Origin of the sequence: Microvirga alba, assembly GCF_015694465.1 — a bacterium.
Taxonomy (GTDB): Bacteria; Pseudomonadota; Alphaproteobacteria; order Rhizobiales; family Beijerinckiaceae; genus Microvirga; species Microvirga alba.
In genome coordinates this window covers 115,162-141,926 of sequence record NZ_JADQDO010000001.1, presented here as the reverse complement: position 1 = coordinate 141,926, position 26,765 = coordinate 115,162, and the positions used below count along the sequence as shown (strand labels likewise).

Genomic DNA, 26,765 nt, shown 5'->3' with positions numbered 1-26,765 from the left:
GGGTGACAGCCGTCACGCCCAATAATGCTTGCGGCCCTCAATGACGAGGATCTTGCCCTGCCAGATGTCGATACTGGCGGCGTGACGGGTTGAGACGCCGCAGGCCAGCGCCAGAAAGGCGCGCGCGACGCCGCCATGGGCCACCACGACCGCATCGCGTGTCAGATCGTCCAGGAAAGGGCGGATGCGGCCGGCCAGCATGGCATAGCTCTCGCCACCATCCGGTGGGACGAAGTTCCACTTGTCGCGCTCGCGCATCGCGGCGGCTTGCGGATCTTTTTTACGGACTTCCTTCCAGGTCATGCCTTCCCAGGAGCCGAAGGTCAGCTCGACGAGCCGATCGTCCAGGCGATACTGGCTCGGATCGAGGAAGACAGCATCGCGCATCCGCTCCATCGTCTCGCGCGTGCGGCCCATGGGGCTCGCCACGTAGTCGAGGCTCCCATAGTCGAGAACGAGGCCGCGCAGCCGCGCCCCCGCCTCCTCGGCCTGCACACGGCCTACGGCGTTAAGCGGAATGTCCTGCTGCCCTTGAAGCCGTCCCTCAGCGTTCCAGTCTGTCTCGCCGTGGCGGATGAGGTAGATCGTGGGACGCTTCTCGCTCACTGGCCTTCTTTGTCCAGCGAGAGGTCGGGCGCTTCCGGGTTCTTCATGCCGACGACGTGGTAGCCCGCGTCCACATGGAGGATTTCACCGGTCATGCCGCGCGACATGTCGGAGACGAGATAGGCGGCGGTCTCGCCAACTTCCTCGGTGGTGACGGTGCGGCGGAGCGGCGAGTTGTACTCGTTCCACTTCAGAATGTAGCGGAAGTCGCCGATGCCGGAAGCCGCCAGCGTCTTGATCGGACCGGCGGAGATGGCGTTGACGCGGATGTTCTTCGGCCCGAGATCGGCCGCGAGATAGCGCACGGACGCCTCGAGCGCCGCCTTGGCGACACCCATGACGTTGTAGTGCGGCATCCACTTCTCGGCGCCGTAATAAGTCAGGGTCAGCAGCGAACCGCCATCGGTCATCAGCTTCTCGGCGCGCTGGGCGACCGCCGTGAAGGAATAGCAGGAGATCAGGAGCGACTTCGTGAAGTTGCCTTCGGTCGTCTCCACATAGCGGCCAGTCAGCTCGTCCTTGTCGGAAAAGGCGATGCAATGGACCACGAAGTCGAGAGAGCCCCAGAGCTTCTTCACCTCGTCGAAAACTGCGTCGATGCTGGCAGCATCCGTGACGTCGCAATGGCCGACGACTGCGGCATCAAGCTCCTTCGCCAGGGGCTCGACGCGCTTTTTCAGGGCATCGCCCTGATATGTGAAGGCAAGCTCGGCCCCGTGGTTGCGAGCCGCTTGCGCGATACCCCAGGCGATGGAACGGTTGTTCGCAACACCCATGATCAAACCGCGCTTGCCGGCCAAAATGCCGGGCGCCGTGGTCTCCGCCATGATTCACCTAAATCGTCGCTGGACACGTCAGAAGAGGGCTTCTTATCCGACAGAGCGACGGGGGGGAAGACCCAACCGCCTTAGCCTTGTGAATCAGCGTTTCCGAACGGTGAAGTTTCCTATTCCGCCTTCGCCGAGCGGCGCTTGCGGGCATATTCCATCAGATCTTCATCCACGACCTCGGGCAACGTGATCTCGCTGACCACTAGCAGATCGCCATGTCCGGTCTTGGTGGGCAATCCCTTGCCGCGCAGCCGGAAAGTGCGGCCGGAATTGGTCATGGGCGGGATTTTCATCGCCACCGCCCCGGTCAGGGTCGGTACGCGCACGGAAGCACCGAGGATCGCGTCCTCGATTTCGATCGGCAGCCGCAGATGGAGATTCGCCCCGTCGACCGTGAAGCGCTCATGCGGCGCGAACTTGATGGTGAGGAGCACATCACCCGGCTCGACGCCTGGGCCTGCCTGCCCCAACCCGCGCAGGCGGATCACCTGCCCGTCGGATACACCTTTCGGGATGACCACGTCCACATCGCGGCCCGTGGGCAGATGCAGCCGCTTCTTTGCCTCGCTCGCCACCTCTTCCAGGGTCACCGAAAGCGTTGCTGAGACATCCTCACCCTTCTGAGGCTGGGCGCGCGAACGGCTCTGGCGCGTCGCGCCCTCGCCTGCCGAGCGGAATGCGTCCCCGAATATTTGCGAGAAAAAGTCATCTCCCGGCTCGGAACCCTGACCGCGCGCGCTGCCGCGTCCGCCAAAGGGGCCGCCGCCGGAGCTGAAATTCTCATAACGCGCGCCACCGCCGCGGCCGCCGCCGAACCCCTCGAAGCCCTGGAAGCGCGGCTTTCCATCGGCGTCGATCTCACCCCGGTCGAACTGACCGCGCTTGGTCGCATCGCCCAGAATCTCGTAGGCGGCATTCGCCTCCGCGAACTTATCCTTGGCCTTCGGATCGTCCTTGTTGCGATCCGGGTGATAGGTCTTGGCGAGCTTGCGGAACGCCTTCTTGATCTCCGCCTCGCTCGCGGAGCGCTGCACGCCGAGGACATCGTAGGGGTTGCGCATCGTGGAATCCGTTAGCCGTCAGAAAAGGGCTGGCAGCCCAGCAGGGGCTGACGACCATATGGGAAAAATGCGGCGCGTTCGCAACGCTTTGCTAAGCTTTAGAACATGATCGGGACAAGGGGGATCATGCGGCCTCAAGCTCGAGCGGGGACCTTTGCCGGTTTGATATCCTTGATGACCCATTCGCCGCCGGAGGGGCGGCAGGCCGTGCCTTGCAGCGTCGCGGCTGAGGTCCCGTTGAGATTGGCCGAAAAAGCGCGACAGATCTCGTCGTTCTTCACGAAAGGCGCGCCTGCGGCCGCGAAGGAGCCCTTCATGGTCGAGGTTGGATTATCCCAGGAGACGAGTGTTCCCGGCCCCTGTGGGTCGAGAGCGACCGCCAAAGCGGCCTTGGCCCGCCGCCAATCCTCCTCGTCGAGATCGGGGGAGAGCGGCGCCGCCACCTGCGGAGCAACCGAGCCCGTAGCTTCCGGCTCGTCTTCTTGCATGCCGATGACGCCGAAGGTGAAACTGCAAGCGCCCGCACTCAGGGCGATAAGCCCCACGGCGAGGATTTTCTTGGCTTCGCTCAGGAGAGCGTCTGATCTATAACGGCGCGCATTGGCAATCGTCACGCGTCGAGTCTCCCGGAACGAACGAGTCACATCCCAGGATAAAGCCTTGAATCAGTTAACAAGCGGTGACTTCACCGAAGCCCATGAGCCCTTCGCCCTGTTCCAGTCCTGGCTGAAGGAAGCCGAAGCCTCCGAGCCTAATGACCCCAATGCCATGGCGCTGGCGACCGTGGATCAGGACGGACTGCCTGATGTCCGCATGGTGCTGCTGAAGGGGGCGGATGACAACGGCTTCGTCTTCTACACCAACACCGAATCGAACAAGGGCCGCGAACTCCTCGGCCAGCCGAAGGCGGCGCTGGTGATGCACTGGAAGAGCCTGCGCCGGCAGATCCGCGCGCGCGGTCCGGTGACCCTGGTGAGCGACGCGGAAGCCGACGCCTATTTCCAGAGCCGCCCGCGCGACAGCCGCATCGGCGCCTGGGCGAGCCAGCAATCCCGCCCGCTGGAGAGCCGCTTTGCCCTGGAAAAGGCAGTCGCGGTGAACACCGCGAAATATGCCATCGGCGAGGTGCCGCGCCCGCCCCATTGGACGGGCTTCCGCATCGCTCCCATCTCCATCGAGTTTTGGCAGGACCGCCCCTTCCGCCTCCACGACCGGGTCGTCTTCACCCGCGAAGGCGAAGGCTGGCGCAAAACACGCCTCTACCCCTGAGCGGCAAAGACCCCGGTGGCCATCACCGGGCCTGTGCGTTTTTCTTATCGACATGGCTGGGACAAGCCCGGCCATGACTGCGAAGCAATGCGTCCTCGGCCGGTAGACCCCAGCCTCCCACCACGTTAGGGTCTGCGCCCTTTCACATAGGTTCCTCCATGTCCTCTTCGACCAATCATCCCCGTCGCGTCATGTTGCTCAGCGGCGCAAGCCGGGGGATCGGACATGCCACCGTGAAGCGCTTTTCGGCCGCAGGCTGGCGGGTCATTACCTGTTCGCGGCATCCCTTTCCCGAAAACTGCCCGTGGGAGATGGGGCCGGAGGATCATCTTCAGGTCGATCTGGCCGACGCAGACGATACGCTGCGCGCGATCAGCGACGTGAAGGGGCGGCTTGAGGTCGAGGGCGGTGTTCTGCATGCCCTCGTCAACAATGCGGGCATTTCGCCCAAAGGCCCCGGCGGCTCGCGGCTGAGCGCGATCGAGACTGTGCATCAGGATTGGCTGCGGGTCTTCCAGGTCAATTTCTTCGCCTCGATCATGCTGGCGCGCGGCCTCGTGGACGAGTTGACCCGCGCCAAGGGCTCGGTGGTCAACGTCACCTCGATTGCCGGCTCCCGCGTCCATCCCTTCGCGGGCGCGGCCTACGCGACCTCGAAGGCGGCGCTTGCGGCGCTCACCCGCGAGATGGCGGCCGATTTCGGGCCGCTGGGCGTTCGCGTGAATGCGATCTCACCGGGCGAAATCGATACGTCGATCCTTTCACCAGGAACCGAGAAGATCGTCGAGCAAATCCCGCTCCGGCGGCTCGGCACGCCGGACGAGGTGGCAAAGGCGATTTATTTCCTCTGCACCGACGCCTCGTCCTACGTGACCGGCGCCGAACTCCACATCAACGGCGGACAGCACGTTTAGGGCATGACCCCGAAAAGTGGGGGCTGGTTTTCCGAAAAAATCATGCCCCACCGAATGAAACGGTGATCCGTTCCAAATCGGACCGCACCCACTCTACGCGGCCTCAGCCGGCCATGGTCCGACATAGCGCGATTGCGGCCGGATGATCCGGCCGGTCCTCGCCTGCTCGATCGCATGCGCAACCCAGCCCGCCGTGCGTCCTGCGGCGAAGAGAGGTGTAAAGCCCTCGCGCGGGATGCCGAGCGCCTCCAGCAGCAATGCCGTGTAGAACTCCACATTGGTGTCGAGCCGGCGGCCGGGCTTGCGCCGTTCCAGCACCTTGAGTGCCACCTTCTCCGCCGCCTCGGCGAAGGCGATGCGGTTGTCACGGCCCCTCAAGCGCCCGGCGGCAGCCTTCAGCACATCGGCGCGCGGATCGCGAACCCGGTAGACCCGGTGCCCGAAGCCCATGAGCCGCTCGCCGCGCCCGATGGCATCGTCGAGCCAAGCCTCGGCATTCTCCGCTGACCCGATAGCATCGAGCATGTCGAGCACCGGCCCCGGCGCGCCGCCATGGAGCGGACCTTTGAGCGCGCACAAACCCGCCACCACGGACGACAGCAAACCGGCCTCTGTTGAGGCGACGATGCGGGCGGTGAAGGTGGAAGCGTTGAGGCCGTGGTCGATCACCGTCACGAGATAAGTGTCGAGGGCCTCAGCCTCGCCTTGATCGGCAGGCGCGCCGCGCAGCATGCGTAGCAGATCGGCGGCGTGACCCATCAACGGATCGGGCGCCACGGGCAGGAGCCCTTTCGTGCCCCGAACCGCCATCGCCGCCGCGACCGCCGCCGCTCCGACTGCAAGCGATGCATGATCCGTCTCCGCATCTGGCAGGGCCGCAAGCAAAAGGCGCATGCCCTCGACCGGCGTCAGGCCGGTCAGATGGGGAGCAAGCGGCGCAAAATGGCCAAAGGCCCGCACCCGCGCCGCGCCGATCACCGCGCGAGGATCGACGAATGACGGGACCAGCCCGTCCCACAACATCGCGACGGTCTCCTCGTAGGACAAGCGGCCCGCCAGCTCTTCGAGGTCGTGCCCACGGATGATCAGGCGGCCCGCCTCGCCGTCCACATGGCTAAGCACCGTTTCGGCGGCAACGACATCATCAAGTCCGAGCTTCATGGAGTTTCTCCTTTTTCGAGCATGAGTGTCCCGCCGGGCTTGCCTCCCGGTCAATCTTGAATCAACATATCAATATATGAAGCCAGCATCCCTTGATCTGATCTCCGCACAGGAGACCTCCAGCCGCCTCGGCATCAGCCGGGCGAGCCTCTACGCCTATGTCAGCCGGGGGCTGATCCGCTCCTTCGCCTCGCCTCACGATCCGCGCCAGCGCCTCTATGCGCTGGATGACGTGGAGGCCCTGGTGAAGCGCCGGACGCAGTTTCGCCGCCCGACTGCCGCTGCCGCGACCGCGCTCGATTGGGGGCTTCCGGTGCTGGAGACCGCGCTCACGCAGATCAAGGACGGCCATCTTCTCTATCGGGGTGTGGATGCGGTGGACCTGGCCGAGACCGCGCCCCTTGAGGACGCCGCGTGCCTGCTGATCGGCGACATCGCCGCGGATGCCTTCGCCCTGCCTTCGCCTCCCATCAGCCCCTTGGCGGGCCCCGCCCTCGGCTCGCAGGGCTTCGTCTCTCAGGCGATTCATCTTCTGTCCGAGCAAGCCTCCGAGAATCGCCAGCACCCGAACCGTGAGATCGCAACCATCCTGCGCTTGATGGCGGCGGCGGGAAGCGGGGCGGATCCCGGCATTATGCCCCTTCATCGCCATCTGGCGTCGTCATGGAACGTCTCCGCCGAGGCAGCCGACGCGATCCGGCGCGCGCTCGTGCTCTGCGCCGATCATGAACTCAGCGCCTCCGCCTTCGCGGTCAGGGTCGCGGCTTCGACCGGCGCATCCTTGCGCAATGCGGTGATCGCGGGCCTGGCCGCTTTGAGTGGCCCGCTCCATGGCGGTGCGACAGACCACATGCGCGCCTTTCTGGAAGAATGCGATGACCGAGGCGGCCGAGCGCCTTCTCAGAGCAAGGCTTTCCCGAGTTTTCATCATCCGCTCTACCCGGAAGGCGACCCGCGCGGCGCGACTCTCGTCAAGGACCTGCCCCTGCGCGCCATCGATGCCGCGATCCTGCGGGAGAGCGAGCACGCCGGCGAGGGGCCGACCGTCGATGCGGGTCTTGTGATGATGGAGCGCGCCTACGACCTGCCGCGCGGCGCAGCCTTCGCGCTGTTCGCCATCGGCCGGACGGCCGGATGGCTCGCTCATGCCGTCGAGCAGCGCCAGCAGGCCACCCTCATTCGCCCCCGCGCCCGCTACGTGGTGGCGCAAGACAAGGCTTTCCCATGACGAGGGATCGCTTCTATCCGACCCGTCCGTTTCTTGCCGCCTCCGTCGCGGTTTTCCGGGACGGGCGCGTGCTTCTCGCCGCGCGCGGAAAACCACCGGGAGAGGGTCTGTTCTCTCTCCCCGGCGGCCAGGTCGAGACCGGCGAGACCTTGGGCGAAGCGGCGCTCAGGGAACTTCATGAAGAGGTCGGGGTTAAGGCCAAGCTGATCGGTCTCCTCTCTCCCGTGGAGTTGATTGAACGGGAGCCGGACGGCCGAGTTAAACATCATGTCGTGATCGCCCCTCACGCCGTGCGCTGGGTTTCGGGCGAGCCGCGGACAGGACCGGAAGCCAGGGAGATCCGTTGGGTCACACAGAGCGACATCGCCGATCTGCCCATGACGCCGGGTCTTGCCGGAATTCTGGATTTAGCTTTCCGGCTCGAGCAGCAGGACGCCTGTCGCTGAGAGGCTTTTCGTTTTTCCTCGTCACCGTGGCGATCCTTGGACTGCCCGAACCCGCGACGGCTCAAAACTTCTTCGAGCGACTCTTCGGGTTGCCGCCGCAAGGCCCTCCGCCGCAATACCTGCCGCCTCCGCAATATCAGTTCCCGCCGCAATATCAGCCGCCACCGCAACGGCGGGCGCCGCAACCGCATCGCCCCGCACCCGCGCCGCCACCGCAAAAGGCTGAACCGGCACCCCGCGTCGAGCCCCCGCCAGCCCCCTATGAAAACGATCTGTTGCGGCTCTCCGAGATCATGGGCTCCCTCGCGCTGCTGCGGCCATTATGCGCAGCGCCCGACGGAGCCGAATGGAGCAAACGCATGCAGGCGCTTCTCGAGGCGGAGGGCACGACGCCGGGCCGGCGCGAGCGGCTCGCGGGCGCCTATAACAAGGGCTACCAAGCCTATGCCCTGACCTACCGGATCTGCACAGCCTCCGCGCAGGAAGCGTCCTCCCGCTACCTCGCAGAAGGCGAGCAATTGGCCCGGACGATCGCCGCGCGCTACGGCGGCTGATTTATCCACATTAATTGCGGCCTTGCCCCCTCGCGTTAACCTCTTTGCAAGGTGATGCTGGCCTTGGGCCGGTGCGCCGCGTAGGTTGCGTTTTTAACCGTACTCGCGCGCCGCCCCTGAAAAAGGGGCCTTGATCATGAACGATAACGACGTCCCTCTCTCCGACCTGCCAGAACTGAGCGCCATCAAACAGGCGGCCCTGAGCTATGTGACCGAGGCTTTCGCCGAGGCCGAGTTCGATGGGCTCGACGCCGATTGCATGGCGCAGGCAGCGCTTTTCGCAGCCTTCATGGAGCTCGTCACGACCTATGGCGAGGAAGCGGTGGCGGAATACGCCGCCGGCCTGCCGGACAAGATCCGCAGCGGCTCATTTTCGTTGGCGCTGAAGCACTAAGACGCGGCCCGACTGATCCCCACCGCTTGCTAATTGCCGGGCAAAAAAGCCAGGGCCGAGCGATATTCCGTCGCTCGGTGCTTTTCTCCCTGGAGGCGAGACGCAATTCAATTACATTACCGGGATCTGCGCGAGTGAAGGCTTGCGCTGTCGCCACGGGGGTCATTGGATGCCGCTCAAGATCGTTCGTCGCCTGCTGCCGCCGTGGGGAACCACTTACGGGCCACCCGGCGACGGGCCTTTTCCCGCGATCATGGTCCTGCACGGGTCCGAGGGAGCGTGGTCCGGATGGAGCCATCGGAATGCGGCCATCCTCGCCGCCCATGGCTTTCTCGCCTTCCCCTTCCCGTACTCGAAGGGCGGGAATTTCTGGAACGCGGGCAACATCACCGACGCCCCGCTCGATCAGACCGTGAGCGCGCTGAATGCGCTTCGGGACCTCGCCTGCGTGGGCCCGAAGATCGGAATTTACGGTGTATCACGCGGCGCCGAACATGCGCTGTTGCTGGCCTCGCTCATGGCGCGAGACGGCGTCGGCGGATTGCCGGACGCGCTGGCGGCGCACAGCCCGCCCGACGTCGTCTGCGGAGCCTCGAACGCCGCCGCCTGGCGCGACACGGGCGATCCCGGCTGGCAGGCCTGGGACCCGGGGAAGCGCGCGTGGACATGGCGCGGTTCGTCGGAGGGCCTGCTGCCGACGACTCCCATCGAGATCGAGCGCTTCGACGGCCCGATCTTCCTCAGCCATGGAACGGCGGACCGCGTCTGGTCCGTCGACATGACGCGCCGTCTCGAGAAGCGGCTCAAACACCACGGCCACGCGCCCGAGGTGCATTACTACGAGGGCGAAGATCACATTCCGGGAAGCGCTGCCGAAAACGAACACTACGAACAAGTGATCGCGTTCTTCGAGCGTCATCTCATGACGTGAGTTGTTTCTATCCCTTCAGGGTTTCCTCAAACCGCACCGCTTCGCCGCGTGAAGGCGCGTCGAGTGCGCCCTCCCACATCACCACGTTGCCGCGCACGATCGTGCCGACGGGCCAGCCGGTGACGGTGACACCGTCATAGGGCGTCCAGCCGCATTTGGAAGCGATCCAATCATTCGTGATCGTCTCGCGGCGCTTGAGATCGACCACCGTGAAATCGGCGTCGTAGCCCGCGGCGATGCGGCCTTTCTTCGCGATGCCGAACAGTCGCTTCGGGCCGGCGCTCGTCAGGTCCACGAAGCGCTCCAACGTCAGGCGGCTCGCATTCACGTGGTCGAGCATGATCGGCACGAGCGTTTGCACGCCGGTCATGCCGGACGGCGTGTTCGGATAGGTCCGATCCTTCTCCTCGCGGGTATGGGGCGCGTGATCCGATCCGAGGATGTCGGCGATGCCTTCATCGAGCCCTTCCCACAGTGCGTGCCGGTGGAATTCGTCGCGCACGGGCGGATTCATCTGCGCGTAGGTGCCAAGCCGCTCGTAAGCGTCGGGCGCGACGAGGGTGAGATGGTGCGGCGTGACTTCGACGGAGGCGAGATCCTTGTAGTTTTTGAGGAGCGCCATCTCCTCGGCGGTGCTCACATGCAGCACGTGAATGCGCGCTCCCGTTTCTTTCGCAATGCGCACGAGGCGCTGCGTGCAGGCAAGCGCGACTTCCGCCGAGCGCCAGACCGGATGCGAAAGCGGATCGCCCTCGATGCGCAAATTCTTGCGCTCCCGCAGCATCGCCTCATCCTCCGAATGGAAGGCAGCGCGACGACGGGTGCGGCGCAGGATATTGGCGATGCCTTCATCATCCTCGACCAGCAGAGAGCCGGTCGACGAGCCCATGAACACCTTGATGCCGGCAGCGCCCGGCAGGCGTTCGAGATCGGGAATGTCGTTCAGATTGTCATGCGTGCCGCCGACCCAGAACGCGAAGTCGCAATGCATCCGATGATGCCCGCGTTTGATCTTGTCGGCGAGCGCCTCCGCGCTCGTGGTCTGCGGATCGGTGTTGGGCATCTCGAACACGGTCGTCACACCGCCCATGACAGCGGCGCGGGACCCGGTTTCCAGGTCTTCCTTGTGATCGAGGCCGGGCTCGCGAAAATGCACCTGCGTGTCGATGACGCCCGGCAGGATGTGCAGGCCCCGGCAATCGACCTCGCGTCCGGCCGAGGCGAGAGAGAGGTCGCCGATGGCGACGATGGTGCCGTCCCTCACGCCCACATCGCGCTCAGCGCGTCCATCGTGATTGACGACAATGCCGCCCTTGAGGATCAGGTCGAACGTTTGGGGCATGGTAATCTCATCCCTTGAGGCTGGCGCCGACTGGGCCTATGTCACGCTTATTGCAAAAGCAACTGGAGCGGGGCATGCCGTCAGCTCATCTGGCCGATCGAGGCGTGGTAAGAGTTTCCGGCGAGGACGCCAAGACTTTTCTCGACGGTCTCATCACCTGCGACCTCGACCGCGTCTCGCCTCAAAAGGCCCGGCTCGGTGCCCTGCTGACGCCGCAGGGCAAAATTCTGTTCGATTTCATCGTCTTCGAGGCCCCCGCCGAGATCGGCGGCGGATATTATCTCGACGTCCTGAAGGGTTACGCGGCCGATCTCACCAAGCGCCTCGGTTTCTACAAGCTCCGGGCGAAGGTCACGGTCGAGGATCTCTCCGACAAGCTCGCCGTCATTGTGGGCTGGGACGCCCCGACACCGAATGATGAGACCGGCCTCGTCGTGGAAGACCCGCGCCAACCCGCGCTCGGCTGGCGCGCGATTGTCGCAGGCGAGGACAGCGCGGAATTCGCGAAGGCCTCGCCCGAACAGTACCACGCGCACCGCATCGCACTCGGTGTGCCGGAAGGCGGCCGGGATTTTCTGTTCGGGGACGCCTTTCCGCATGAAGCGCTGATGGATCAGCTCCACGGGGTCGATTTCGACAAGGGCTGCTATGTGGGGCAGGAGGTGGTGTCCCGCATGCAGCATCGCGGCACCGCGCGCACCCGCATCGTGCCGGCTCATTATGAGGGCGGGTTTGCCGCCGAAGTTGGTGCCGAAGTCATCGCGGGCGAGAAATCGCTCGGCAAGACCGGCACCGGCGCGGACGGCAAGGGCCTTCTCATGATCCGCCTCGACCGGGCGGCGGATGCGCTGGCAGCGGGCGAGACGATCCGGGCCGGGGGCATTCCCGTGCAGTTGGAAAAGCCAGCCTGGATCGACTTCCCCTTTCCCGGCGAGACACAAGCTTAGCCGGGCGACGCCACCCATCGACGCAAGTGATGGCAGCGCTTGAGAATATTGATTGGTCAGGAGCGCGCGAGGGAGGGTAGCGTCTCCGTGACACGATAGTGGGCCCGCCATGTACCAACCGCCGCATTTCCGCGAAGATCGCCTTGAGGTTCAGCACGCGCTGATTCAGGCCCATCCGCTCGGGCTGCTCGTGACGACGGGGAGTACCGGCCTCATCGCCAACCCGTTTCCATTCGCTCTCGATGCCTCGGCCTCGCCGAAAGGCACGCTGAGGGCCCATCTCTCGCGGGCCAATCCGCAATGGCGCGACTTCGATCCGGATCAGGAGGCGCTCGTCATCTTCCAGGGAACCGAGGCCTACATCACGCCCTCCTGGTATGAGGCGAAGCGGGAGACCGGCAAGGTAGTCCCCACCTGGAACTACGCCGTCGTGCAGGCTTATGGCCGCATGACCGTCATCGACGACCCCGATTGGCTGCTCCGGCAGATCGGCGCTGTAACCCGTCAGCAGGAAGCCGCCCGGCCGGAGCCCTGGGCCGTGACCGATGCGCCCGCCGACTACGTCGCAGCGCAGCTCAAGGGCATCATCGGCGTCGAGATCGAGATCTCCCGCATCGAGGGCAAGTGGAAGGTCAGCCAGAATAGATCAGAGGCAGACCGCCAGCGGGTGGCGTCGGGTTTGCGCGGCACCGCTACCGACGCCGCCCAGCAGATGGCGGATCTCGTCGACGAGCGGAGCGTGCGGTAGCGCGGTTGCAGAACCCATCCATGGCGAGGCGGGACGCGGCGGAACAGAGCGCTTTTCAGGACCGCTTTGTGAGCGTTCCTCGGCACGGTGTTTTCAAAGAGCAAGCGGGTGCGGGCTTGGGGCTGAAAAAGCCCCAAGCCTGAGAAGCGATCGAGGGTGGCGCGACGTGCGGTCCGGCTCGATGATGGCAATGAGATGTGAGAGCCGGCTGGCACCTCGCGCACGGTTCTTTTAGGCGGACAGGCGGCGTTGGCTCCAACAGCTGCCCGTGGCGGACACCGTCTGCGAGAGACGGGCGGCCCCGGACCAACCTGAGCCCTCGGCACAGCCTGGGCCTCCCGCCGAATGGGGTTGCGTACCCCCACTCGCGGGACCGTGCCCGACCCCACAATCACGACGCCTCGCGAGCGCGCCCCTCGGTGGGCCGGGACAGGAGGAGAGATAGCCAAGATTGGGAATAATGTCAAGAACAAAAGAGGAACATTCTTCGCTGTCGTCATTGCGGGCTGAGCATCAGCGAGAGCGCCCCCGTCATTCCGGGACGGCCCGTAGGGGCGGGCCCGGAATCCAGAACCGCTGAGCTTTGCGAACAACACGGCCGACAGCCGTTGCTCTTTATCCTCAACCGTCAGCGGGTATGGGTTCCGGGCTCCGCTTCGCGGCCCCGGAATGACGGAGGGAAGCGCTCTTTGTCATTCCGGGGCGCCGCAGGCGAGCCCGGAACCCATAACCGCCGCGCGTTATGGACAGGACGCAGCGACAGCCGTTGCTTCCTGTCCTGGCTCGTCAGTGTTTCTGGGTTTCCCCACTTCGCGCGGCCCTTCGGGTCGGGCTCCGCTTTCGAGGCCCGAAATAACAGCGAGGGCGTGATCTTTCTCCCACCCCATCTTCCCGTGCGCGCGAGAGGCCGTTACATCTGCGGTCATGACCGACGGATTGATCCTTCACCCTGACAACAAGACTCGCTGCTGGTGGCCGGGCACCGACCCGTTTTACGTCGCCTATCACGACACCGAATGGGGCGTGCCGGAATTCGACGACCGCGCCCTTTTCGAAAAGCTCATCCTCGATGGCTTCCAGGCCGGGCTTTCGTGGATCACAATTCTCCGCAAGCGCGAGAATTTCCGCGCCGCCTTCGCCGGCTTCGATCCCGCCGTCATCGCGCGGTTCGATCAGGCGAAGGTGGAGGCGTTGATGCTCGATACGGGCATCGTGCGAAACCGCGCCAAGATCGTGGGGACCATCGCCGGCGCGCGGGCCTGGCTGGCGATTCAGGAACGCGGCGGCTTCTCGCGTTTCATGTGGGATTTTGTCGATGGCCGCCCGATTCAGAACAACCTCAAGAGCCGAGCCCACGTGCAGCCCGAGACCGATGTCTCGCGGCGGATTTCGAAGGCGCTGAAAGCCGAGGGCTTCAACTTCGTCGGCCCCACCATCGTCTACGCTTTCATGCAGGCGGTGGGGATGGCGAACGATCACCTGACCGGGTGTTTCCGCCACGCGGAATGTGCAGCGATGGCCGAGAAGCTCTGATGTCGAAGGAGCCACGCGTCTGGCAACGCATGCTCTCCGGGCGGCGGCTCGACCTGCTCGACCCCTCGCCGCTCGACGTGGAGCTGGACGACATCGCTCATGGCCTTGCCCGCGTCGCGCGCTGGAACGGGCAGACGATCGGCACGCATATTTTCTCGGTCGCGCAGCACAGCTTGCTGGTCGAGGCCATTGCCGACCATCTCAACCCGGACATGTCGCGCGCCTGGCGGCTCGCGGTGCTGTTGCACGATGCGCCGGAATATGTGATCGGCGACATCATCTCGCCCTTCAAGGTGGTCATCGGCGACGCGTATAAGACCGTCGAGGCGCGGCTTCTCGCCGCCATCCACATCCATTACGGCCTGCCGCCGGAGCCTTCGGCGATCCTGAAGCGTTTTATCAAGCGCGCGGATCGGCAGGCGGCCTTTCTGGAAGCGACGAAGCTCGCCGGATTTGCCCGCGAGGAAGCGATCAAAATTTTCGGCCGACCGGAACCATTGCCCCGGTCGATCCACGCCTTTCTTGATCCCTGGCCCGTCACGGAGGCGCAGGAGCGTTTTCGCGCGCGCGTCCAGGCCGTTACGGCTACGCCCTGAATAAGGTGCCCGAGAACGAAAGAATCGCCATGCCGACCCTCCACGTCAGCCCTCTGTCCCGCCTGCACGAGACCGTCACCACGACGCGCGCCAGCCACATGGTGACGCTGATGAACGTCGGATCTCCGGTCGAGCGCCCGGTGACGATTCTGGCGGAGCGGCACCTCTTCATCGGCGTCAGTGACATCATAGAGCCGCTGGAGGGCCATATTCTCCCGGGGCCTGAGCATATCGAGCAGCTTCTCGCCTTCGTCCGGACCTGGGACCGGCAAAGCCCCCTCGTCTTCCATTGCTTTGCCGGAATCAGCCGCTCCACAGCCGCGGCCTATATTTCGGCCTGTGCCCTTGCGCCGGAGCGAGACGAGAGCGCGATCGCCCAAGCCCTGCGGCAAGCTGCCCCCAGCGCCACTCCGAACCCTCGGTTCATCGCGCTGGCGGACGATATTCTGCGCCGGAGGGGACGCATGGTCGATGCGGTTGCCCGCATCGGGCGCGGCGCGGAGGCCTTCGAGGGAACGCCCTTTACCCTGCCCCTTGCTTGACCGGCCTGATCCGAAACTTGCCATGAGGCCCCGCAATCCGCATAACGCCGGATCACGAGAATGGCGGATAACGGCATGACTGACACCACCTCCATCGAGGCTCTCCCTTTCGAGAAGGCTCTGGCCGAGCTTGAGGAAATCGTGCGTCGGCTCGAGCGCGGCGACGTGCCGCTCGAGGATTCGATCTCGATCTATGAGCGTGGCGAGGCCCTGAAGAAGCATTGCGAACAGCTTCTGAAGAAGGCCGAAGCCCGGATCGAAAAAATCACGATCGGCCCGGACGGCCAGGCAGCGGGAGCGACCCCGCTCGACGTCTCCGAATAGACCGGTTTTCATGAAAACGGCCAAGCCCGACGTTTGACCAGGCCGCTTAAGTCCCTATTTCCAGTATCAGGCCGCTTGCCAAGGCCAAGCGAGAACAACGTTGTCCACACCTCTTCTCGACACGATCCGCATTCCTGACGATCTTCGCCAGCTTCCCGAAACCCAGCTGCGGCAGGTGGCGGATGAGTTGCGGACCGAGACCATCAGCGCCGTTTCCGTGACCGGCGGGCATCTCGGCGCGGGACTTGGGGTCGTGGAGCTGACGGTCGCCCTGCATTATGTGTTCGACACGCCGCGCGACCGGTTGATCTGGGATGTCGGGCATCAGGCCTATCCGCACAAGATCCTCACCGGCCGCCGCGACCGCATCCGCACCTTGCGGCAGGCGGGCGGGCTGTCCGGCTTCACCAAGCGGACCGAGAGCGAATACGACCCCTTCGGCGCGGCGCATACCTCCACCTCGATCTCGGCGGGTCTCGGCATGGCCGTGGCGCGCGATCTCGAGGGCGAAAAGAACAACGTCATCGCCGTGATCGGCGACGGCGCGATGTCGGCGGGCATGGCCTATGAGGCCATGAACAACGCGGGCGCGATGCATTCGCGCCTCATCGTCATTCTCAACGACAACGACATGTCGATTGCGCCGCCGACCGGCGCCATGTCGTCCTACCTCGCCCGGCTCGTCTCAGGCGGCACCTATCGGGGCCTGCGCGAGACCGCCAAGCAGCTGGCGAAGAAGCTGCCGAAGTTCTTCTACGACAAGGCCGCCAAGGCGGAAGAATTCGCGCGCGGGTTCTGGACCGGCGGCACCCTGTTCGAGGAGCTGGGCTTTTACTATGTCGGCCCCATCGACGGGCACAATCTCGACCACCTGCTGCCGATCCTGAAGAACGTCCGGGATTCCGAAACCGGCCCGATCCTGGTCCATGTGGTGACGCAGAAAGGCAAGGGCTACGCGCCGGCCGAAGCCTCCGCCGACAAGTATCACGGGGTTGCCACCTTCGACGTGGTGACGGGCGCGCAGGCCAAAGCCAAGGCCAATGCGCCGTCCTACACCAAGGTCTTCGGCGAGAGCCTGATCCGGCAAGCGCGACAGGACGACAAGATCGTCGCGATCACGGCCGCGATGCCGTCGGGCACCGGCGTCGATCTGTTCCACAAGGAATTCCCGGACCGCACCTTCGATGTCGGCATTGCCGAGCAGCATGCGGTGACGTTTGCCGCCGGCATGGCGACCGAAGGCTACAAGCCGTTCTGCGCCATCTATTCCACCTTCCTGCAGCGCGCCTACGACCAGATCGTGCATGACGTCGCGATCCAGAACCTGCCGGTGCGCTTCGCCCTCGACCGCGCCGGGCTCGTCGGCGCCGACGGCCCGACCCATGCGGGCTCCTTCGACATCGCCTATCTCGGCTGCCTGCCGAACATGGTGGTGATGGCGGCGGCCGACGAGGCCGAACTGGTGCATATGGTCGCAACCGCGGCGGCCTATGACGACGGCCCCATCGCCTTCCGCTACCCGCGCGGCGAAGGCGTCGGCGTCGAGATGCCTGAAAAGGGCGTGCCGCTTCCCATCGGCAAGGGCCGCGTCGTGCGCGCGGGCAACCGGATCGCGATTCTCTCCCTCGGCACGCGCCTCGCGGAAGCCTTGAAGGCCGCCGAGGAGCTGGAGACGCGGGGCCTCTCGACCACGGTCGCCGATGCCCGCTTCGCCAAGCCGCTCGACGAGGAACTGATCCTGCGGCTCGCCCGTGACCACGAAGTGCTGATCACCGTCGAGGAAGGCTCCAGCGGCGGCTTCGGCGCTTCCGTGCTGCAGCTTCTCGCGGACAAGGGCGCGCTCGATCGCGGCACGGTGAAGGTCCGCGCCATGGTCCTGCCGGACACGTTCCTCGACCACGACAAGCCGGAGCGCATGTACGCAACCGCCGGTCTCGACGCAGCCGGGATCATCGCCAAGGTGTTCGAGGCGCTTGGCCACGAGACGCCACACAAGGCGCGGGCGTGAAGACGATCCACTCCGTCATTCCGCGGGCGCGGAATGACGGAAAGGTTTCTCAAATCGTCAGCGTGCCCGCCTTCGCTGCGGCGTAGCGCTGGTTGATCTTGTCCCAGTCGAGCACGTTCCACCACGCCTTCAGGTAATCGGCGCGACGGTTCTGATATTTGAGGTAATAGGCGTGTTCCCACACATCATTGCCCATCAGAACCCGTTGGCCCTGCATGAGGGGCGTGTCCTGGTTCGGCTTTGTGACAATCGCTAGATGGCCTTCGGGGGAGACCGTCACAAAGACCCAGCCCGAGCCGAACTGGCTTAAACCCGCGGCGTCGAAATCGGTCTGGAACTTCTCGAACCCGCCGAGATCGCGCTCGATGGCGCTTTTTAGCTCGCCGGTGGGCGCTCCGCCCGACCCACCCATGAGCTGCCAGAACATGGTGTGATTGGCATGCCCCCCACCATTGTTGCGAATGGCCATGCGAACGGTGTCCGGGACCTGCGCCAGGCTCGCCAGCAGGTCCTGAAGCGGCAACTTGGCCGCTTCTCCATATTGATTGAGCGCGGCATTGAGATTGGCGATGTAGGCCGCATGGTGCCTGTCGTGGTGAAGCTCCATGGTCTGTGTATCGATCCAAGGCTCATTCTTGGAATACGCATAGGGCAATGGTTCGAGCTTATAGGGGCCGCTGGGGACTTGCGCCCGAGCGCGCGGGATGGCAGCGCTGGCGCTCAACACCGTTGCGCCAATGAGAAGGTTGCGGCGGCTGAGGTTTGGCATGGCTCCCTCCTGTTGGCTTTCAGGAGCGACATAGGGCGGCGCATGATCGAGGACGAGAGCGTTATGATCCACACCGGCCCGAGGCCCGCATGACCCGCAAACGCGCCGACATGGTTCTGGTCGAGCGTGGCTTTTTCGTAAGCCGCGCACGGGCGCAGGAGGCGATCTCTGCCGGCCTCGTTACCGTGAACGGCGTGAGCGTGCGCAAGCCCTCCGAGATGGTGCCGAGCGAGGCCGTCATCACCGCCGAACAACCGCATCCTTATGTCTCGCGCGGCGGCGTCAAGCTGGCGGCTGCGCTTGACGTATTCCAGATCGATCCGCAGGGCTGTACCTGCCTCGACATCGGTGCTTCGACCGGCGGCTTCACGGAGGTGTTGCTGTTGCGCGGCGCGTCCCACGTGTACGCGGTCGATGTGGGGCATAGCCAGCTCCATCCCAAGGTCGCCGAGGATCCGCGCGTCACGAGCCTCGAGAGCACGGATGCGCGCACCTTGAGCCCTGAGCTGGTTTCCGAACCGGCGGATCTTCTCGTCGCCGATGTGAGCTTCATCTCGTTGAAACTCGTCTTGCCGGCCGCAATCGCATTGTTGAAGCCGCGCGCTGCGCTCGCCGTTCTCGTGAAGCCGCAATTCGAGGCCGGGCGAGACCATGTGAAAAAGGGCATCGTGCGCGATGAAGCCGTGCATCGCGCGGTCTGCGAGGATATGACGGCCTTCATCGCCTCGCTCGGCTTTGCGCCGCTGGGGCTTATCCCCTCGCCCATCCAGGGCGGGGACGGCAATCGGGAATTCTTGTTGGGAGCGCGCCGTGGTTGAACAGGTGACGATCATGCGTCTCGGCGCGAAGGCGGACGGAATCGCGGAGAGCACGGGCGGCCCCGTCTTCGTGCCATATGCGCTACCCGGTGAGACGGTCACCATCGAACGCGACGGCGCGCGAGCGCGCCTTCTCAGCGTCGATACGCCCTCGCCCGAGCGCGAGACACCCTTCTGTCCCTATTTCAGTGAATGCGGCGGCTGCGCGACGCAGCATATGCACGACGATTTTTACAGATCCTGGAAGCAGGACACGCTGGCGCACACCTTACGCCAGGCGCGGATCGAAGCGCCGATCGAGCCGCTCGTCGATGCACATGGCGAGGGTCGGCGGCGCGTCACGTTGCACGTGCGTTTCCCCGATCGCGCCATGCATGTGGGCTACATGGCGGCGCGCAGCCACCATGTCATCGAGATCGACCATTGCCCCATCGCCGTGCCCGCCTTGCAGCGACAGGCTCCCATCGTCGCGCGCGCCATCGGCAAGCAGCTGGGCGCGGCGCGCAAGCCACTCGACGTTCAGATCACGGCGACCGAGAACGGCCTCGATGTGGACGTGCGGGGCCATGGCCCGTTGAAGGACAAGGACCGTCTGAGCCTGATCGGTCTTGCAGCCGATCTCGATCTCGCGCGTCTGTCGATCCACGGCGACGTGGTGGTGGAGCGCCGTCCGCCTGCAATCCCCATGGGCCGCGCGACTGTCGTGCCGCCTGCGGGCTCCTTTCTGCAAGCCACGCGCCTCGGCGAAGAGAGTTTGGCCGGTCTCGTCACGCAAGCCTGCGAACGCGCCAAGCGCGTCGCCGATCTTTTCTCCGGCTGCGGCCCATTCGCTTTGCGCCTCGCGGAAAAATCCGATGTGCATGCGGTGGAAACCGACAAGGGCGCGGTCACCGCACTCGATAAAGCGGCTCGCGCGACGCCGGGGCTGCGGCGCGTCACGACGGAGGCGCGCGACCTCTTCCGTCGTCCGCTCCTGGTCCCGGAATTGAACGCCTTCGACGCGGTCGTCATCGACCCGCCGCGCGCTGGTGCGGAGGCGCAGGCGAAGCAGCTCGCCGCTTCGAAAGTGCCCCTCGTCGTCAGCGTCTCCTGCGACCCCGCCACCTTCGCCCGCGACGCCGCAATCCTGATCGCCGGAGGTTACCGCCTCGAGCGGGTCATGGCGGTCGATCAATTCAAGTACAGCCCGCATGTGGAGGTCGTCGGCATTCTGCGGCGCGATGTGATGAAGAAACGGCGATGAACGGGCGGTACGTTCCTTCACAACACCGCTGTCATTCCGGGGCCGCGTAGCGGAACCCGGGACCCATGAACGCTGACGTGTCAGGAGACGACAGCGTTGTCGCCGTTGCGCGTTTTTCGGCAACGTTAGAGGTTATGGGTTCCGGGCTCGCCTGCGGCGACCCGGAATGACAGCAAGCGCCCGCCTAAAACAAAGAGCCCTGACCATCATCGGAACGCGGTTTCGCCATCTTGCGCTTGGGCGCCGCAACAGGCTTCGCCTCCGGCTCTAAGAGCGGTTCCTGCAAACTGGGATCGTCGTTCTCGACCTTGTTCACGCGGCTTGAAACCGGCACCATGTCGAGCCAGTCCTCCGGGCAAGGGCGGACGAGGCGAATGGCCTTCTTCGTGTCCTCGTCACTCACATCGAGCCACGTTTTCAGATCCTCTCGCGAGAGGATCACCGGCATGCGATCATGCACGGCGGCGAGAACGCCGTTGGCGTCGGTCGTGATAATGGCGGCGGTGTCGATCTCGCTGCCGTCGGGAGCGCTATAGGTTTCCCAGAGGCCCGCGAGCGGCATGGGCTCACGCGCGCGCATGCGGATGAGGAACGGCGTCTTCTCGCGGCCTTCGCGACGCCACTCATAGAAACCCTCAGCCAGAAAAACGCAGCGGCGACGCTTCAACGCGGCCTTGAACGTAGGCTTGGTCTCAAGCGTTTCCCCGCGCGCGTTGATGACGAGCGGAAATTCTTTCGGGTCCTTGACCCAACCGGGCAGAAAGCCCCAGCGCACAAGCTGGAAATGCCTCTCGCCCTTCTCCTCGATCACAATGGGGATCGGCTGCGTCGGAGCCACGTTGTAGCGCGGCGGGAAGTTCGGATTCTCGGCGTACTCGAAGAATTTCCGGTACGCATCAGGAGCCAGAACGATGGAATAGCGACCGCACATATCCGTTGATCAGAGCCAGCGCTTCCAGCGGAAGAAAACGTAAGGCAGCACGGCGGCGAGGATCATCAGGCCGATCGCGAAGGGATAGCCGAACTCCCATTGCAATTCCGGCATGGAGTGAAAATTCATGCCGTACATCGATGCGATGAGCGTGGGCGGCAGGAAGATCACCGCCATCACCGAGAACAGCTTGATGATGTCGTTCTGCTCGATGGTGACGAGGCCGAGCGTCGCGTCGAGCAGGAACTGAATCTTGTTGGACAGAAAAGTCGCGTGTTCCTCAATGGATTGCACGTCGCGCAAGGCCGTGCGCCACTCCGCCTGAAAGCCTCGTGTCCGCTGCGGGCGCGGCATGCTCGCCGAGAGGAAGAGCAGCAGGCGCTCTACGGAGACCATGCTTTCGCGCACGTTGGAAATGACATCGCCCTTGCGGCCGATGGATTTCAGCGCCGCGCGGAAGGACGCGGCGCGGCGCGTGCCCTGCCGTTCGTTCTCGAAGATCGTCTGCGACAGGCGGTCGATGCGCCCACCCACATTGCCAAGAATCTCGGCGGCGCGGTCGATGATGGTCTCGATCAACCCGTCGAGCACCGCCTCCGGCTGGTGGCGGCATCCACCCGGCTTCACCACGCGGGACATGAACATGGTGAAGGATCGCGGCTCGCCATAGCGCACCGTGACCAGCGCTCTCTCGGTAAGAATGAAGGAGACATCGATGAGCTTCGGCGTCTCGGTGTCGGAACTGCAGAGCACGCGCGCGGTCATGTAGCGCGCGTTGTTCTCGTTGTAGAGAATTTCGGACGGCTCGATATCGGCCATCTCTTCCCGGGTCGGGATCTCGATGTTGAGATGATGCTCGACCAGCCGATCCTCCTCGCGGGTCGGCTCGACCATGTCGATCCACAGGGCGTCGTCCGGGATCGGCTCACCCGGTTGCAGGGCATAACGGTCGAGGGATTCGTTCGAAGCGACCGTGTGCCCCGCAGGCCTGTGAATCAAAATCATGCATGTCTCCGCCTATTCCGATGCGGTTGTAACCCGCCTTTTATGACGAATGTGAGGACAGCGAAACATCATCCGGCACGAAAAAGTCCGGCATCAGGGGCACGGACGGGTCGACCCGGTACTTCTCGAAATCGGTCACGCCCTCCCCGCTCAAGAAAGTGTCGTCGATCAGGAAATGGCCGGTGAAGCTCTTCGAGGGCTTCTCGAAGACCGCATGGGCCGCATCGGCCAGGATCTCGGGCGTGCGGCTGGCCTGCACGATCTGGTCGCCGCCGAGCAGGTTCTTGACCGCGCTCGTCGCGATGGTCGTGCGCGGCCAGAGCGCGTTGACCGCGATCCCCCGGCCCCGCAATTCGCCCGCGAGCCCCAGCACGCACAGGCTCATGCCGTATTTCGCGAGCGAATAGGCCAGATGCGGGGCGAACCATTTTTCCTTCATGTCGAGGGGCGGCGACAGCATCAGGATGTGCGGGTTGGCTGACTTCTCCAGATGCGGGATGGCGTATTTCGACACCATGTAGGTGCCGCGCGTGTTGATCTGGTGCATCAGATCGAAGCGCTTCATGTCGGTCTGCGGCGTCGGCGTCAGGCTGATGGCGCTGGCGTTGTTCACGACGATGTCGAGACCGCCGAAGGTCTCGATCGTCTTCGCGATTGCGCCCTTCACCGCGTCTTCGTCGCGCACATCGACGAGAAGCGGCAGAGCCTTTCCGCCCGCCGCCTCGATTTCCTGCGCCGCCGTGTAGATCGTTCCCGGCAGTTTGGGATGCGGCTCGGCGGTCTTGGCCGCGATGACCACATTCGCCCCGTCCTTCGCCGCGCGAAGACCGATGGCGAGACCGATGCCGCGCGACGCGCCGGTGATGAAGAGGGTTTTACCTTGAAGGGTCATGATGTCAGCTCGCCAAAGCCAGAGAAGCATCCCGCAGGAAGTCCGCGCCGCTCAGGACCGTATCCTCCAGCCCCTTGGCGGCGACCGCAATGTTTTCCGCGAAGAAGCGGCAGAGCGCGATGCGGGAGGCGTGCGCCGGGTCCTTGTCGCCGCCCGACATCAATGCGTTCGCAGCCAGCGCCGCCTCCGCCAAGGCCGCGCCGCCCTGGGCGAGCGCGAAGAGACGCAGATACGGCGTCGCGCCCGCGAGCGCCTCGGCCGGCGCATTGGATGAGACCGTCTTGAGGAGATAGCCCGTCGCGCGGTCGAGGCTCTCAATGGCGTCGCGCAGGCGAGGCGCGGTGGCGCCGAACGCGGGCGTGCCTTCCTTCATCACGCGCGTCACCGTGGCGCGCATGGAGGCGATCTGCGTGCGCACCGTCTCGCCGCCGGAGAGCGGCAGCTTGCGCGCCACGAGGTCGATGGCCTGAATGCCGTTCGTGCCTTCATAGATCGGCGCGATGCGCGCATCGCGCAAATGCTGAGCCGCACCCGTCTCCTCGATGAAGCCCATGCCGCCATGAACCTGGATGCCCAGCGAGGCGACTTCGACGCCGACATCCGTCGCGAACGCCTTCGCCACCGGTGTCAGCAGGGAGGCGCGTTCGTTGCCCTTGCGGCGGCTGGTCTCGTCCTTGTCCCGATGGGCACGGTCGATGCCCTCCGCCGTGAGGTAGCAGATGGCGCGCGCGGCTGCGGTGAGCGCCTTCATGGTGAGAAGATTGCGCTGCACGTCGGGGTGCTCGATGATCGGACTCATTCCATCCTGCGTGCTGCCGATGGCGCGGCCCTGGCGGCGCTCATGCGCATAGGCGAGCGCCTGCTGATAGGCGCGCTCCGCAATGGCGACGCCCTGCAGGCCCACCGCGAGGCGCGCATTGTTCATCATCGTGAACATGCAAGCGAGGCCGCGGTTCTCCTCGCCGACGAGCCAGCCGATGGCTCCGCCATGATCGCCGAACATCATGGTGCAGGTGGGCGAGGCATGGATGCCCATTTTGTGCTCGATGCTGTGGCAGCGGGCATCATTGCGTGTTCCATCGGGCAGGAATTTCGGCACCAGGAACAGCGAGATGCCGCGCGTTCCCGCAGGCGCATCGGGCAGGCGCGCGAGCACCAGATGCAGGATGTTGTCGGTGAGATCGTGCTCGCCATAGGTGATGAAGATCTTCTGGCCCGTGATCCTGTACGTGCCATCGCCGACCCGTTCGGCACGGGTGCGAATGGCGGCAAGGTCGGAACCGGCCTGCGGCTCGGTGAGGTTCATGGTCGCCGTCCACTCGCCGGAGACGAGCTTTTCGAGATAGCGGCTCTTCAAATCCTCCGAGCCATGGGCGATCAGCGCCTCGATGGCTCCCATGGTCAGAACCGGGCCGATGCCGAAGGCCATCGAGGCCGCGTTCCACATCTCGACGCAGGCCGAGTTGAGCAGCACGGGCAGCCCCTGGCCGCCGTAACCGACCGGCCCCGGAAGCGCGTTCCAACCCGCGTCCGTCCAGGCCGCGTAGGCCTCTTTCCAGCCCGGTGCGGTGGTGACGACGCCGTCCTTGAAGATCGCACCGTGCTTGTCGCCCTCGCGATTGAGCGGCGCGATGACATCGTTCGCAAACCGGCCCGCCTCCTCCAGGATCGTCGCAGCCAGATCGGTGCTGAGGTCGTCGTAAAGACCTTCGCCGAGCGCCCGGTCGAGGCCGGAAACATGGCGCATGGTGAAGAGGATGTCGGAGACAGGGGCGCGATAGGTCATCGTGTTTCCTCGCAGCGTTTCGGCTCTTGATGCTGATGCGCGTCGCCGCGCGGTCAGAGGCGGATCAGGAGATTCTAGGTCACCATGTCCGCTCCGGCCTCTGGCAAGAGCATGGTCCGTCCAGAAAAACCGGATTCCACTTTTTCCGGATCATGCTCTAAACCCGCCCAGAGTGCCGATCCCGCCTGGGACAGAGGATAGTTTAGACGTGAACGATCACGGGTCAATGGCAAAGACCGAACGCCTGACCGCCGATGCGGCGGGTCTCGCTCACGCAGCATCGATCCTGCGGCGGGGCGGCCTTGTCGCGTTTCCAACCGAGACGGTTTACGGCCTCGGGGCCGACGCGACCAATGCCGGCGCGGTCGCGGGAATCTACGCCGCCAAGGAGCGCCCGAGCTTCAATCCGCTGATCGCCCATGTGGCGGATTTCGAGGCTGCCCAGATTCAAGGAGCATTCGACGACACGGCGCGGCGGCTGGCCGAGGCATTCTGGCCCGGCCCGCTTACCCTTGTCGTGCCGGTGGCGGAGACCTGCACCGTCTCGGACCTTGCCCGCGCGGGTCTCGACAGCATCGGTTTGCGCGTGCCGGCTCACCCGCTGGCACACGCCCTCCTTGTTGCGGCCGACCGCCCTATCGCCGCGCCTTCCGCCAATCGGTCGGGGCGGGTCAGCCCGACGACAGCCGCCCACGTGCTGGGTGATCTCGACGGGCGCATCGATGCCGTGCTCGACGGCGGCCATGCGCAGGTGGGCGTCGAATCGACCATCGTCGCCTGCCTGGGGGGCTCCCCTCGCCTCCTGCGCCCCGGGGGCGTGCCGCGTGAAGCCATCGAGGCGCTGATCCGCCAAAGGCTCGAAGCGGCCGTGGAAGAAGGCGCAAACCCGCTCGCGCCAGGAATGCTCGCTTCGCACTACGCGCCTCGGGCGCGGGTGCGCCTGAACGCGACAAGGATCGAAGCCGGCGAGGCCGCGTTGCTGTTCGGCGCGCCGAGACCCGATGGCGTTAAGACCGCGCGAGCCGCCCTGAACTTAAGCGAAAACGGCGACCTCAAGGAGGCCGCCGCTCATCTCTTTTCGTATTTGAGGCAACTCGATGCGTCGGGGGCCGAGGCCATCGCGGTCGGCCCGATCCCGGAGACCGGGCTTGGCGACGCCATCAACGACCGCCTGCGGCGGGCGGCTGCGGAGCGGTAATCCGCTCCGCGCACCCTGACCCATTTACTTGGCGAGCTTGGCCGCGATCTGCGCCACGTGCTTGCCCTGGTAGCGCACGCCGTCGAGTTCGACCTTGCTTGGCTGACGCGAACCGTCACCGCCCGCGATCGTGGAAGCGCCGTAGGGCGAGTTACCCATGACCTCGGAGACACCCATCTGGCCCTGGAACGCGTAAGGCAGGCCGACCACGACGAAACCGAGATGCAGCAGCACGGGGTGGAAGGTCAGGATCGTCGATTCCTGGCCGCCATGCTGGGTCGCGGACGAGCTGAACACCGAGCCGACCTTGCCCACGAGCGCGCCGCTGGCCCAGAGGGCGCCGGTCTGGTCGAGGAAGTTCTTCATCTGGGCCGTCATGTTGCCGTACCGGGTCGGCGTGCCGAAGATGATGGCGTCGTATTGCGACAGCTCCTCGACGGTCGCGATGGGAGCCTTCTGGTCGGTTTTGTAATGCGCCGCCTGCGCCACCTCGGGGGGGACAAGTTCAGGCACCCGCTTCACCACGACCTCAGCGCCCGCTTCACGGGCCCCCTCGGCGGCGGCGTAGGCCATCTGCTCGATATGCCCCCACGAGGAATAATACAGGACAAGAACCTTCGTCATCGTCATCTCCAAAGATCAAAGAATGGGCGCAGTATGAAAACGTTCGAAACACCCCTCGGGACGAG

29 protein-coding genes are annotated in these 26,765 nt (G+C 64.8%); 17 read left to right on the top strand and 12 right to left on the bottom strand.

Translation table 11 applies throughout. The annotated features are described in order from the left end of the window. Positions 1 to 12: 12 nt before the first annotated feature. The 4 genes from I2H38_RS00695 to I2H38_RS00680 form a co-directional block, all read right to left on the bottom strand. Positions 13 to 606 carry a histidine phosphatase family protein gene (locus I2H38_RS00695; protein ID WP_196269883.1) on the bottom strand — a complete coding sequence of 198 codons (594 nt, stop codon included), beginning with the start codon at positions 604 to 606 and terminating at the stop codon, positions 13 to 15. After that, the gene (gene fabI / locus I2H38_RS00690) at positions 603 to 1,433 is read right to left on the bottom strand and encodes an enoyl-ACP reductase FabI (protein ID WP_196269882.1); all 831 of its coding nucleotides are present in this window, start codon (positions 1,431 to 1,433) and stop codon (positions 603 to 605) included. The genes I2H38_RS00695 and fabI overlap by 4 nt, the downstream gene beginning before the upstream one ends. A 119-nt stretch (positions 1,434 to 1,552) precedes the next feature. Continuing rightward, a complete protein-coding gene (locus tag I2H38_RS00685; RefSeq protein WP_196269881.1) occupies positions 1,553 to 2,497 on the bottom strand; it encodes a DnaJ C-terminal domain-containing protein in 945 nt (314 codons plus the stop codon). Positions 2,498 to 2,631: 134 nt separating this feature from the next. Then, entirely contained in the window at positions 2,632 to 3,111 is a 480-nt protein-coding gene (locus I2H38_RS00680; protein WP_324617320.1) for an RT0821/Lpp0805 family surface protein, read from the bottom strand. 46 nt (positions 3,112 to 3,157) lie between these two features. Between I2H38_RS00680 and pdxH the strand changes: the two genes are divergently transcribed. Both pdxH and I2H38_RS00670 read left to right on the top strand, forming a co-directional pair. Then, entirely contained in the window at positions 3,158 to 3,766 is a 609-nt protein-coding gene (gene pdxH, locus I2H38_RS00675) for a pyridoxamine 5'-phosphate oxidase (RefSeq protein ID WP_196269880.1), read from the top strand. 191 nt (positions 3,767 to 3,957) lie between these two features. Further along, complete coding sequence (locus I2H38_RS00670) at positions 3,958 to 4,680, top strand: SDR family NAD(P)-dependent oxidoreductase (protein WP_196270563.1); 723 nt, start codon at positions 3,958 to 3,960, stop codon at positions 4,678 to 4,680. A 93-nt stretch (positions 4,681 to 4,773) separates the two neighbouring features. Here the strand turns inward: I2H38_RS00670 and I2H38_RS00665 are convergent, their stop codons facing one another. Continuing rightward, the gene (locus tag I2H38_RS00665; protein ID WP_196269879.1) at positions 4,774 to 5,841 is read right to left on the bottom strand and encodes a citrate synthase/methylcitrate synthase; all 1,068 of its coding nucleotides are present in this window, start codon (positions 5,839 to 5,841) and stop codon (positions 4,774 to 4,776) included. A gap of 76 nt (positions 5,842 to 5,917) precedes the next feature. Here I2H38_RS00665 and I2H38_RS00660 point away from each other — a divergent pair, with 76 nt between their 5' ends. The 5 genes from I2H38_RS00660 (at position 5,918) to I2H38_RS00640 (ending at position 9,394) form a co-directional block, all read left to right on the top strand. After that, complete coding sequence (locus I2H38_RS00660) at positions 5,918 to 7,069, top strand: citrate synthase (RefSeq protein WP_196269878.1); 1,152 nt, start codon at positions 5,918 to 5,920, stop codon at positions 7,067 to 7,069. Beyond that, positions 7,066 to 7,515 (top strand): NUDIX hydrolase, encoded by a 450-nt coding sequence (locus I2H38_RS00655; protein ID WP_196269877.1) that lies wholly within the window; start codon positions 7,066 to 7,068, stop codon positions 7,513 to 7,515. Before I2H38_RS00660 ends, I2H38_RS00655 begins: the two co-directional genes overlap by 4 nt. A 26-nt stretch (positions 7,516 to 7,541) precedes the next feature. Then, on the top strand, positions 7,542 to 8,069 hold the full coding sequence (locus tag I2H38_RS00650; protein WP_324617319.1) for a TIGR02301 family protein: 528 nt from the start codon (positions 7,542 to 7,544) through the stop codon (positions 8,067 to 8,069). A gap of 136 nt (positions 8,070 to 8,205) precedes the next feature. After that, positions 8,206 to 8,463, top strand: a complete 258-nt coding sequence (locus tag I2H38_RS00645; RefSeq protein WP_196269876.1) for a hypothetical protein — start codon at positions 8,206 to 8,208, stop codon at positions 8,461 to 8,463. 169 nt (positions 8,464 to 8,632) lie between these two features. After that, positions 8,633 to 9,394 (top strand): alpha/beta hydrolase family protein, encoded by a 762-nt coding sequence (locus I2H38_RS00640; RefSeq protein ID WP_196269875.1) that lies wholly within the window; start codon positions 8,633 to 8,635, stop codon positions 9,392 to 9,394. A gap of 7 nt (positions 9,395 to 9,401) precedes the next feature. Here the strand turns inward: I2H38_RS00640 and I2H38_RS00635 are convergent, their stop codons facing one another. After that, positions 9,402 to 10,736: a dihydroorotase gene (locus tag I2H38_RS00635; RefSeq protein ID WP_196269874.1), complete on the bottom strand. Its 1,335-nt coding sequence runs from the start codon at positions 10,734 to 10,736 to the stop codon at positions 9,402 to 9,404. A 74-nt stretch (positions 10,737 to 10,810) separates the two neighbouring features. Here I2H38_RS00635 and ygfZ point away from each other — a divergent pair, with 74 nt between their 5' ends. The 7 genes from ygfZ to dxs all read left to right on the top strand — a co-directional run bounded on the left by ygfZ (position 10,811) and on the right by dxs (position 17,434). After that, positions 10,811 to 11,683 carry a CAF17-like 4Fe-4S cluster assembly/insertion protein YgfZ gene (gene ygfZ / locus I2H38_RS00630; protein ID WP_196269873.1) on the top strand — a complete coding sequence of 291 codons (873 nt, stop codon included), beginning with the start codon at positions 10,811 to 10,813 and terminating at the stop codon, positions 11,681 to 11,683. 109 nt (positions 11,684 to 11,792) lie between these two features. Beyond that, positions 11,793 to 12,431 carry an FMN-binding negative transcriptional regulator gene (locus I2H38_RS00625; protein ID WP_196269872.1) on the top strand — a complete coding sequence of 213 codons (639 nt, stop codon included), beginning with the start codon at positions 11,793 to 11,795 and terminating at the stop codon, positions 12,429 to 12,431. A 924-nt stretch (positions 12,432 to 13,355) separates the two neighbouring features. Beyond that, the gene (locus I2H38_RS00620; RefSeq protein WP_196269871.1) at positions 13,356 to 13,964 is read left to right on the top strand and encodes a DNA-3-methyladenine glycosylase I; all 609 of its coding nucleotides are present in this window, start codon (positions 13,356 to 13,358) and stop codon (positions 13,962 to 13,964) included. Beyond that, positions 13,964 to 14,560, top strand: coding sequence for a YfbR-like 5'-deoxynucleotidase (locus tag I2H38_RS00615; protein ID WP_196269870.1), 597 nt, complete (start codon positions 13,964 to 13,966; stop codon positions 14,558 to 14,560). The genes I2H38_RS00620 and I2H38_RS00615 overlap by 1 nt, the downstream gene beginning before the upstream one ends. A gap of 29 nt (positions 14,561 to 14,589) precedes the next feature. Continuing rightward, positions 14,590 to 15,102, top strand: a complete 513-nt coding sequence (locus I2H38_RS00610) for a tyrosine phosphatase family protein (RefSeq protein WP_196269869.1) — start codon at positions 14,590 to 14,592, stop codon at positions 15,100 to 15,102. Positions 15,103 to 15,177: 75 nt separating this feature from the next. Further along, positions 15,178 to 15,426, top strand: coding sequence for an exodeoxyribonuclease VII small subunit (locus I2H38_RS00605; RefSeq protein WP_196269868.1), 249 nt, complete (start codon positions 15,178 to 15,180; stop codon positions 15,424 to 15,426). 100 nt (positions 15,427 to 15,526) lie between these two features. Next, on the top strand, positions 15,527 to 17,434 hold the full coding sequence (dxs, locus tag I2H38_RS00600) for a 1-deoxy-D-xylulose-5-phosphate synthase (RefSeq protein ID WP_196269867.1): 1,908 nt from the start codon (positions 15,527 to 15,529) through the stop codon (positions 17,432 to 17,434). Positions 17,435 to 17,483: 49 nt separating this feature from the next. On the opposite strand, the gene I2H38_RS00595 is transcribed toward dxs, so the two are convergent. Beyond that, positions 17,484 to 18,203, bottom strand: coding sequence for a superoxide dismutase (locus I2H38_RS00595; RefSeq protein ID WP_196269866.1), 720 nt, complete (start codon positions 18,201 to 18,203; stop codon positions 17,484 to 17,486). Between the two features lie 89 nt (positions 18,204 to 18,292). Here I2H38_RS00595 and I2H38_RS00590 point away from each other — a divergent pair, with 89 nt between their 5' ends. Beyond that, on the top strand, positions 18,293 to 19,021 hold the full coding sequence (locus tag I2H38_RS00590; RefSeq protein ID WP_196269865.1) for a TlyA family RNA methyltransferase: 729 nt from the start codon (positions 18,293 to 18,295) through the stop codon (positions 19,019 to 19,021). Next, positions 19,014 to 20,264: a class I SAM-dependent RNA methyltransferase gene (locus I2H38_RS00585; RefSeq protein WP_324617318.1), complete on the top strand. Its 1,251-nt coding sequence runs from the start codon at positions 19,014 to 19,016 to the stop codon at positions 20,262 to 20,264. The genes I2H38_RS00590 and I2H38_RS00585 overlap by 8 nt, the downstream gene beginning before the upstream one ends. 184 nt (positions 20,265 to 20,448) lie before the next feature. Here I2H38_RS00585 and I2H38_RS00580 read toward each other — a convergent pair whose 3' ends face one another. From I2H38_RS00580 to I2H38_RS00565, 4 genes are read right to left on the bottom strand one after another with little or no spacing between them, the layout of a single operon-like run. Further along, positions 20,449 to 21,195 (bottom strand): SOS response-associated peptidase, encoded by a 747-nt coding sequence (locus I2H38_RS00580; protein ID WP_196269864.1) that lies wholly within the window; start codon positions 21,193 to 21,195, stop codon positions 20,449 to 20,451. 9 nt (positions 21,196 to 21,204) lie between these two features. Beyond that, positions 21,205 to 22,200, bottom strand: coding sequence for a magnesium transporter CorA family protein (locus I2H38_RS00575; protein ID WP_196269863.1), 996 nt, complete (start codon positions 22,198 to 22,200; stop codon positions 21,205 to 21,207). Positions 22,201 to 22,240: 40 nt separating this feature from the next. Further along, positions 22,241 to 23,092 carry an SDR family oxidoreductase gene (locus I2H38_RS00570; protein WP_196269862.1) on the bottom strand — a complete coding sequence of 284 codons (852 nt, stop codon included), beginning with the start codon at positions 23,090 to 23,092 and terminating at the stop codon, positions 22,241 to 22,243. A 4-nt stretch (positions 23,093 to 23,096) separates the two neighbouring features. Next, on the bottom strand, positions 23,097 to 24,878 hold the full coding sequence (locus I2H38_RS00565) for an acyl-CoA dehydrogenase (protein ID WP_196269861.1): 1,782 nt from the start codon (positions 24,876 to 24,878) through the stop codon (positions 23,097 to 23,099). A gap of 226 nt (positions 24,879 to 25,104) precedes the next feature. Here I2H38_RS00565 and I2H38_RS00560 point away from each other — a divergent pair, with 226 nt between their 5' ends. Continuing rightward, positions 25,105 to 26,076: an L-threonylcarbamoyladenylate synthase gene (locus I2H38_RS00560; RefSeq protein WP_196269860.1), complete on the top strand. Its 972-nt coding sequence runs from the start codon at positions 25,105 to 25,107 to the stop codon at positions 26,074 to 26,076. A gap of 24 nt (positions 26,077 to 26,100) precedes the next feature. Here the strand turns inward: I2H38_RS00560 and wrbA are convergent, their stop codons facing one another. Then, complete coding sequence (gene wrbA / locus I2H38_RS00555; RefSeq protein WP_196269859.1) at positions 26,101 to 26,700, bottom strand: NAD(P)H:quinone oxidoreductase; 600 nt, start codon at positions 26,698 to 26,700, stop codon at positions 26,101 to 26,103. Positions 26,701 to 26,765 lie beyond the last annotated feature (65 nt).

Excerpts from the sequence above, each read along its gene's own strand:
- I2H38_RS00665 (WP_196269879.1), bottom strand. The coding sequence starts at position 5,841 with ATGAAGCTCGGACTTGATGATGTCGTTGCCGCCGAAACGGTGCTTAGC.
- I2H38_RS00560 (WP_196269860.1), top strand. The coding sequence starts at position 25,105 with ATGGCAAAGACCGAACGCCTGACCGCCGATGCGGCGGGTCTCGCTCAC.
- I2H38_RS00670 (WP_196270563.1), top strand. The coding sequence starts at position 3,958 with ATGTTGCTCAGCGGCGCAAGCCGGGGGATCGGACATGCCACCGTGAAG.
- I2H38_RS00580 (WP_196269864.1), bottom strand. The coding sequence starts at position 21,195 with ATGTGCGGTCGCTATTCCATCGTTCTGGCTCCTGATGCGTACCGGAAA.
- I2H38_RS00590 (WP_196269865.1), top strand. The coding sequence starts at position 18,293 with ATGACCCGCAAACGCGCCGACATGGTTCTGGTCGAGCGTGGCTTTTTC.
- I2H38_RS00565 (WP_196269861.1), bottom strand. The coding sequence starts at position 24,878 with ATGACCTATCGCGCCCCTGTCTCCGACATCCTCTTCACCATGCGCCAT.
- I2H38_RS00660 (WP_196269878.1), top strand. The coding sequence starts at position 5,918 with ATGAAGCCAGCATCCCTTGATCTGATCTCCGCACAGGAGACCTCCAGC.
- I2H38_RS00570 (WP_196269862.1), bottom strand. The coding sequence starts at position 23,092 with ATGACCCTTCAAGGTAAAACCCTCTTCATCACCGGCGCGTCGCGCGGC.
- I2H38_RS00615 (WP_196269870.1), top strand. The coding sequence starts at position 13,964 with ATGTCGAAGGAGCCACGCGTCTGGCAACGCATGCTCTCCGGGCGGCGG.
- I2H38_RS00625 (WP_196269872.1), top strand. The coding sequence starts at position 11,793 with ATGTACCAACCGCCGCATTTCCGCGAAGATCGCCTTGAGGTTCAGCAC.
- I2H38_RS00620 (WP_196269871.1), top strand. The coding sequence starts at position 13,356 with ATGACCGACGGATTGATCCTTCACCCTGACAACAAGACTCGCTGCTGG.
- I2H38_RS00575 (WP_196269863.1), bottom strand. The coding sequence starts at position 22,200 with ATGATTTTGATTCACAGGCCTGCGGGGCACACGGTCGCTTCGAACGAA.
- I2H38_RS00635 (WP_196269874.1), bottom strand. The coding sequence starts at position 10,736 with ATGCCCCAAACGTTCGACCTGATCCTCAAGGGCGGCATTGTCGTCAAT.
- I2H38_RS00595 (WP_196269866.1), bottom strand. The coding sequence starts at position 18,203 with ATGCCAAACCTCAGCCGCCGCAACCTTCTCATTGGCGCAACGGTGTTG.
- I2H38_RS00605 (WP_196269868.1), top strand. The coding sequence starts at position 15,178 with ATGACTGACACCACCTCCATCGAGGCTCTCCCTTTCGAGAAGGCTCTG.
- I2H38_RS00655 (WP_196269877.1), top strand. The coding sequence starts at position 7,066 with ATGACGAGGGATCGCTTCTATCCGACCCGTCCGTTTCTTGCCGCCTCC.
- ygfZ (WP_196269873.1), top strand. The coding sequence starts at position 10,811 with ATGCCGTCAGCTCATCTGGCCGATCGAGGCGTGGTAAGAGTTTCCGGC.
- I2H38_RS00645 (WP_196269876.1), top strand. The coding sequence starts at position 8,206 with ATGAACGATAACGACGTCCCTCTCTCCGACCTGCCAGAACTGAGCGCC.
- wrbA (WP_196269859.1), bottom strand. The coding sequence starts at position 26,700 with ATGACGAAGGTTCTTGTCCTGTATTATTCCTCGTGGGGGCATATCGAG.
- I2H38_RS00610 (WP_196269869.1), top strand. The coding sequence starts at position 14,590 with ATGCCGACCCTCCACGTCAGCCCTCTGTCCCGCCTGCACGAGACCGTC.
- fabI (WP_196269882.1), bottom strand. The coding sequence starts at position 1,433 with ATGGCGGAGACCACGGCGCCCGGCATTTTGGCCGGCAAGCGCGGTTTG.
- I2H38_RS00685 (WP_196269881.1), bottom strand. The coding sequence starts at position 2,497 with ATGCGCAACCCCTACGATGTCCTCGGCGTGCAGCGCTCCGCGAGCGAG.
- I2H38_RS00640 (WP_196269875.1), top strand. The coding sequence starts at position 8,633 with ATGCCGCTCAAGATCGTTCGTCGCCTGCTGCCGCCGTGGGGAACCACT.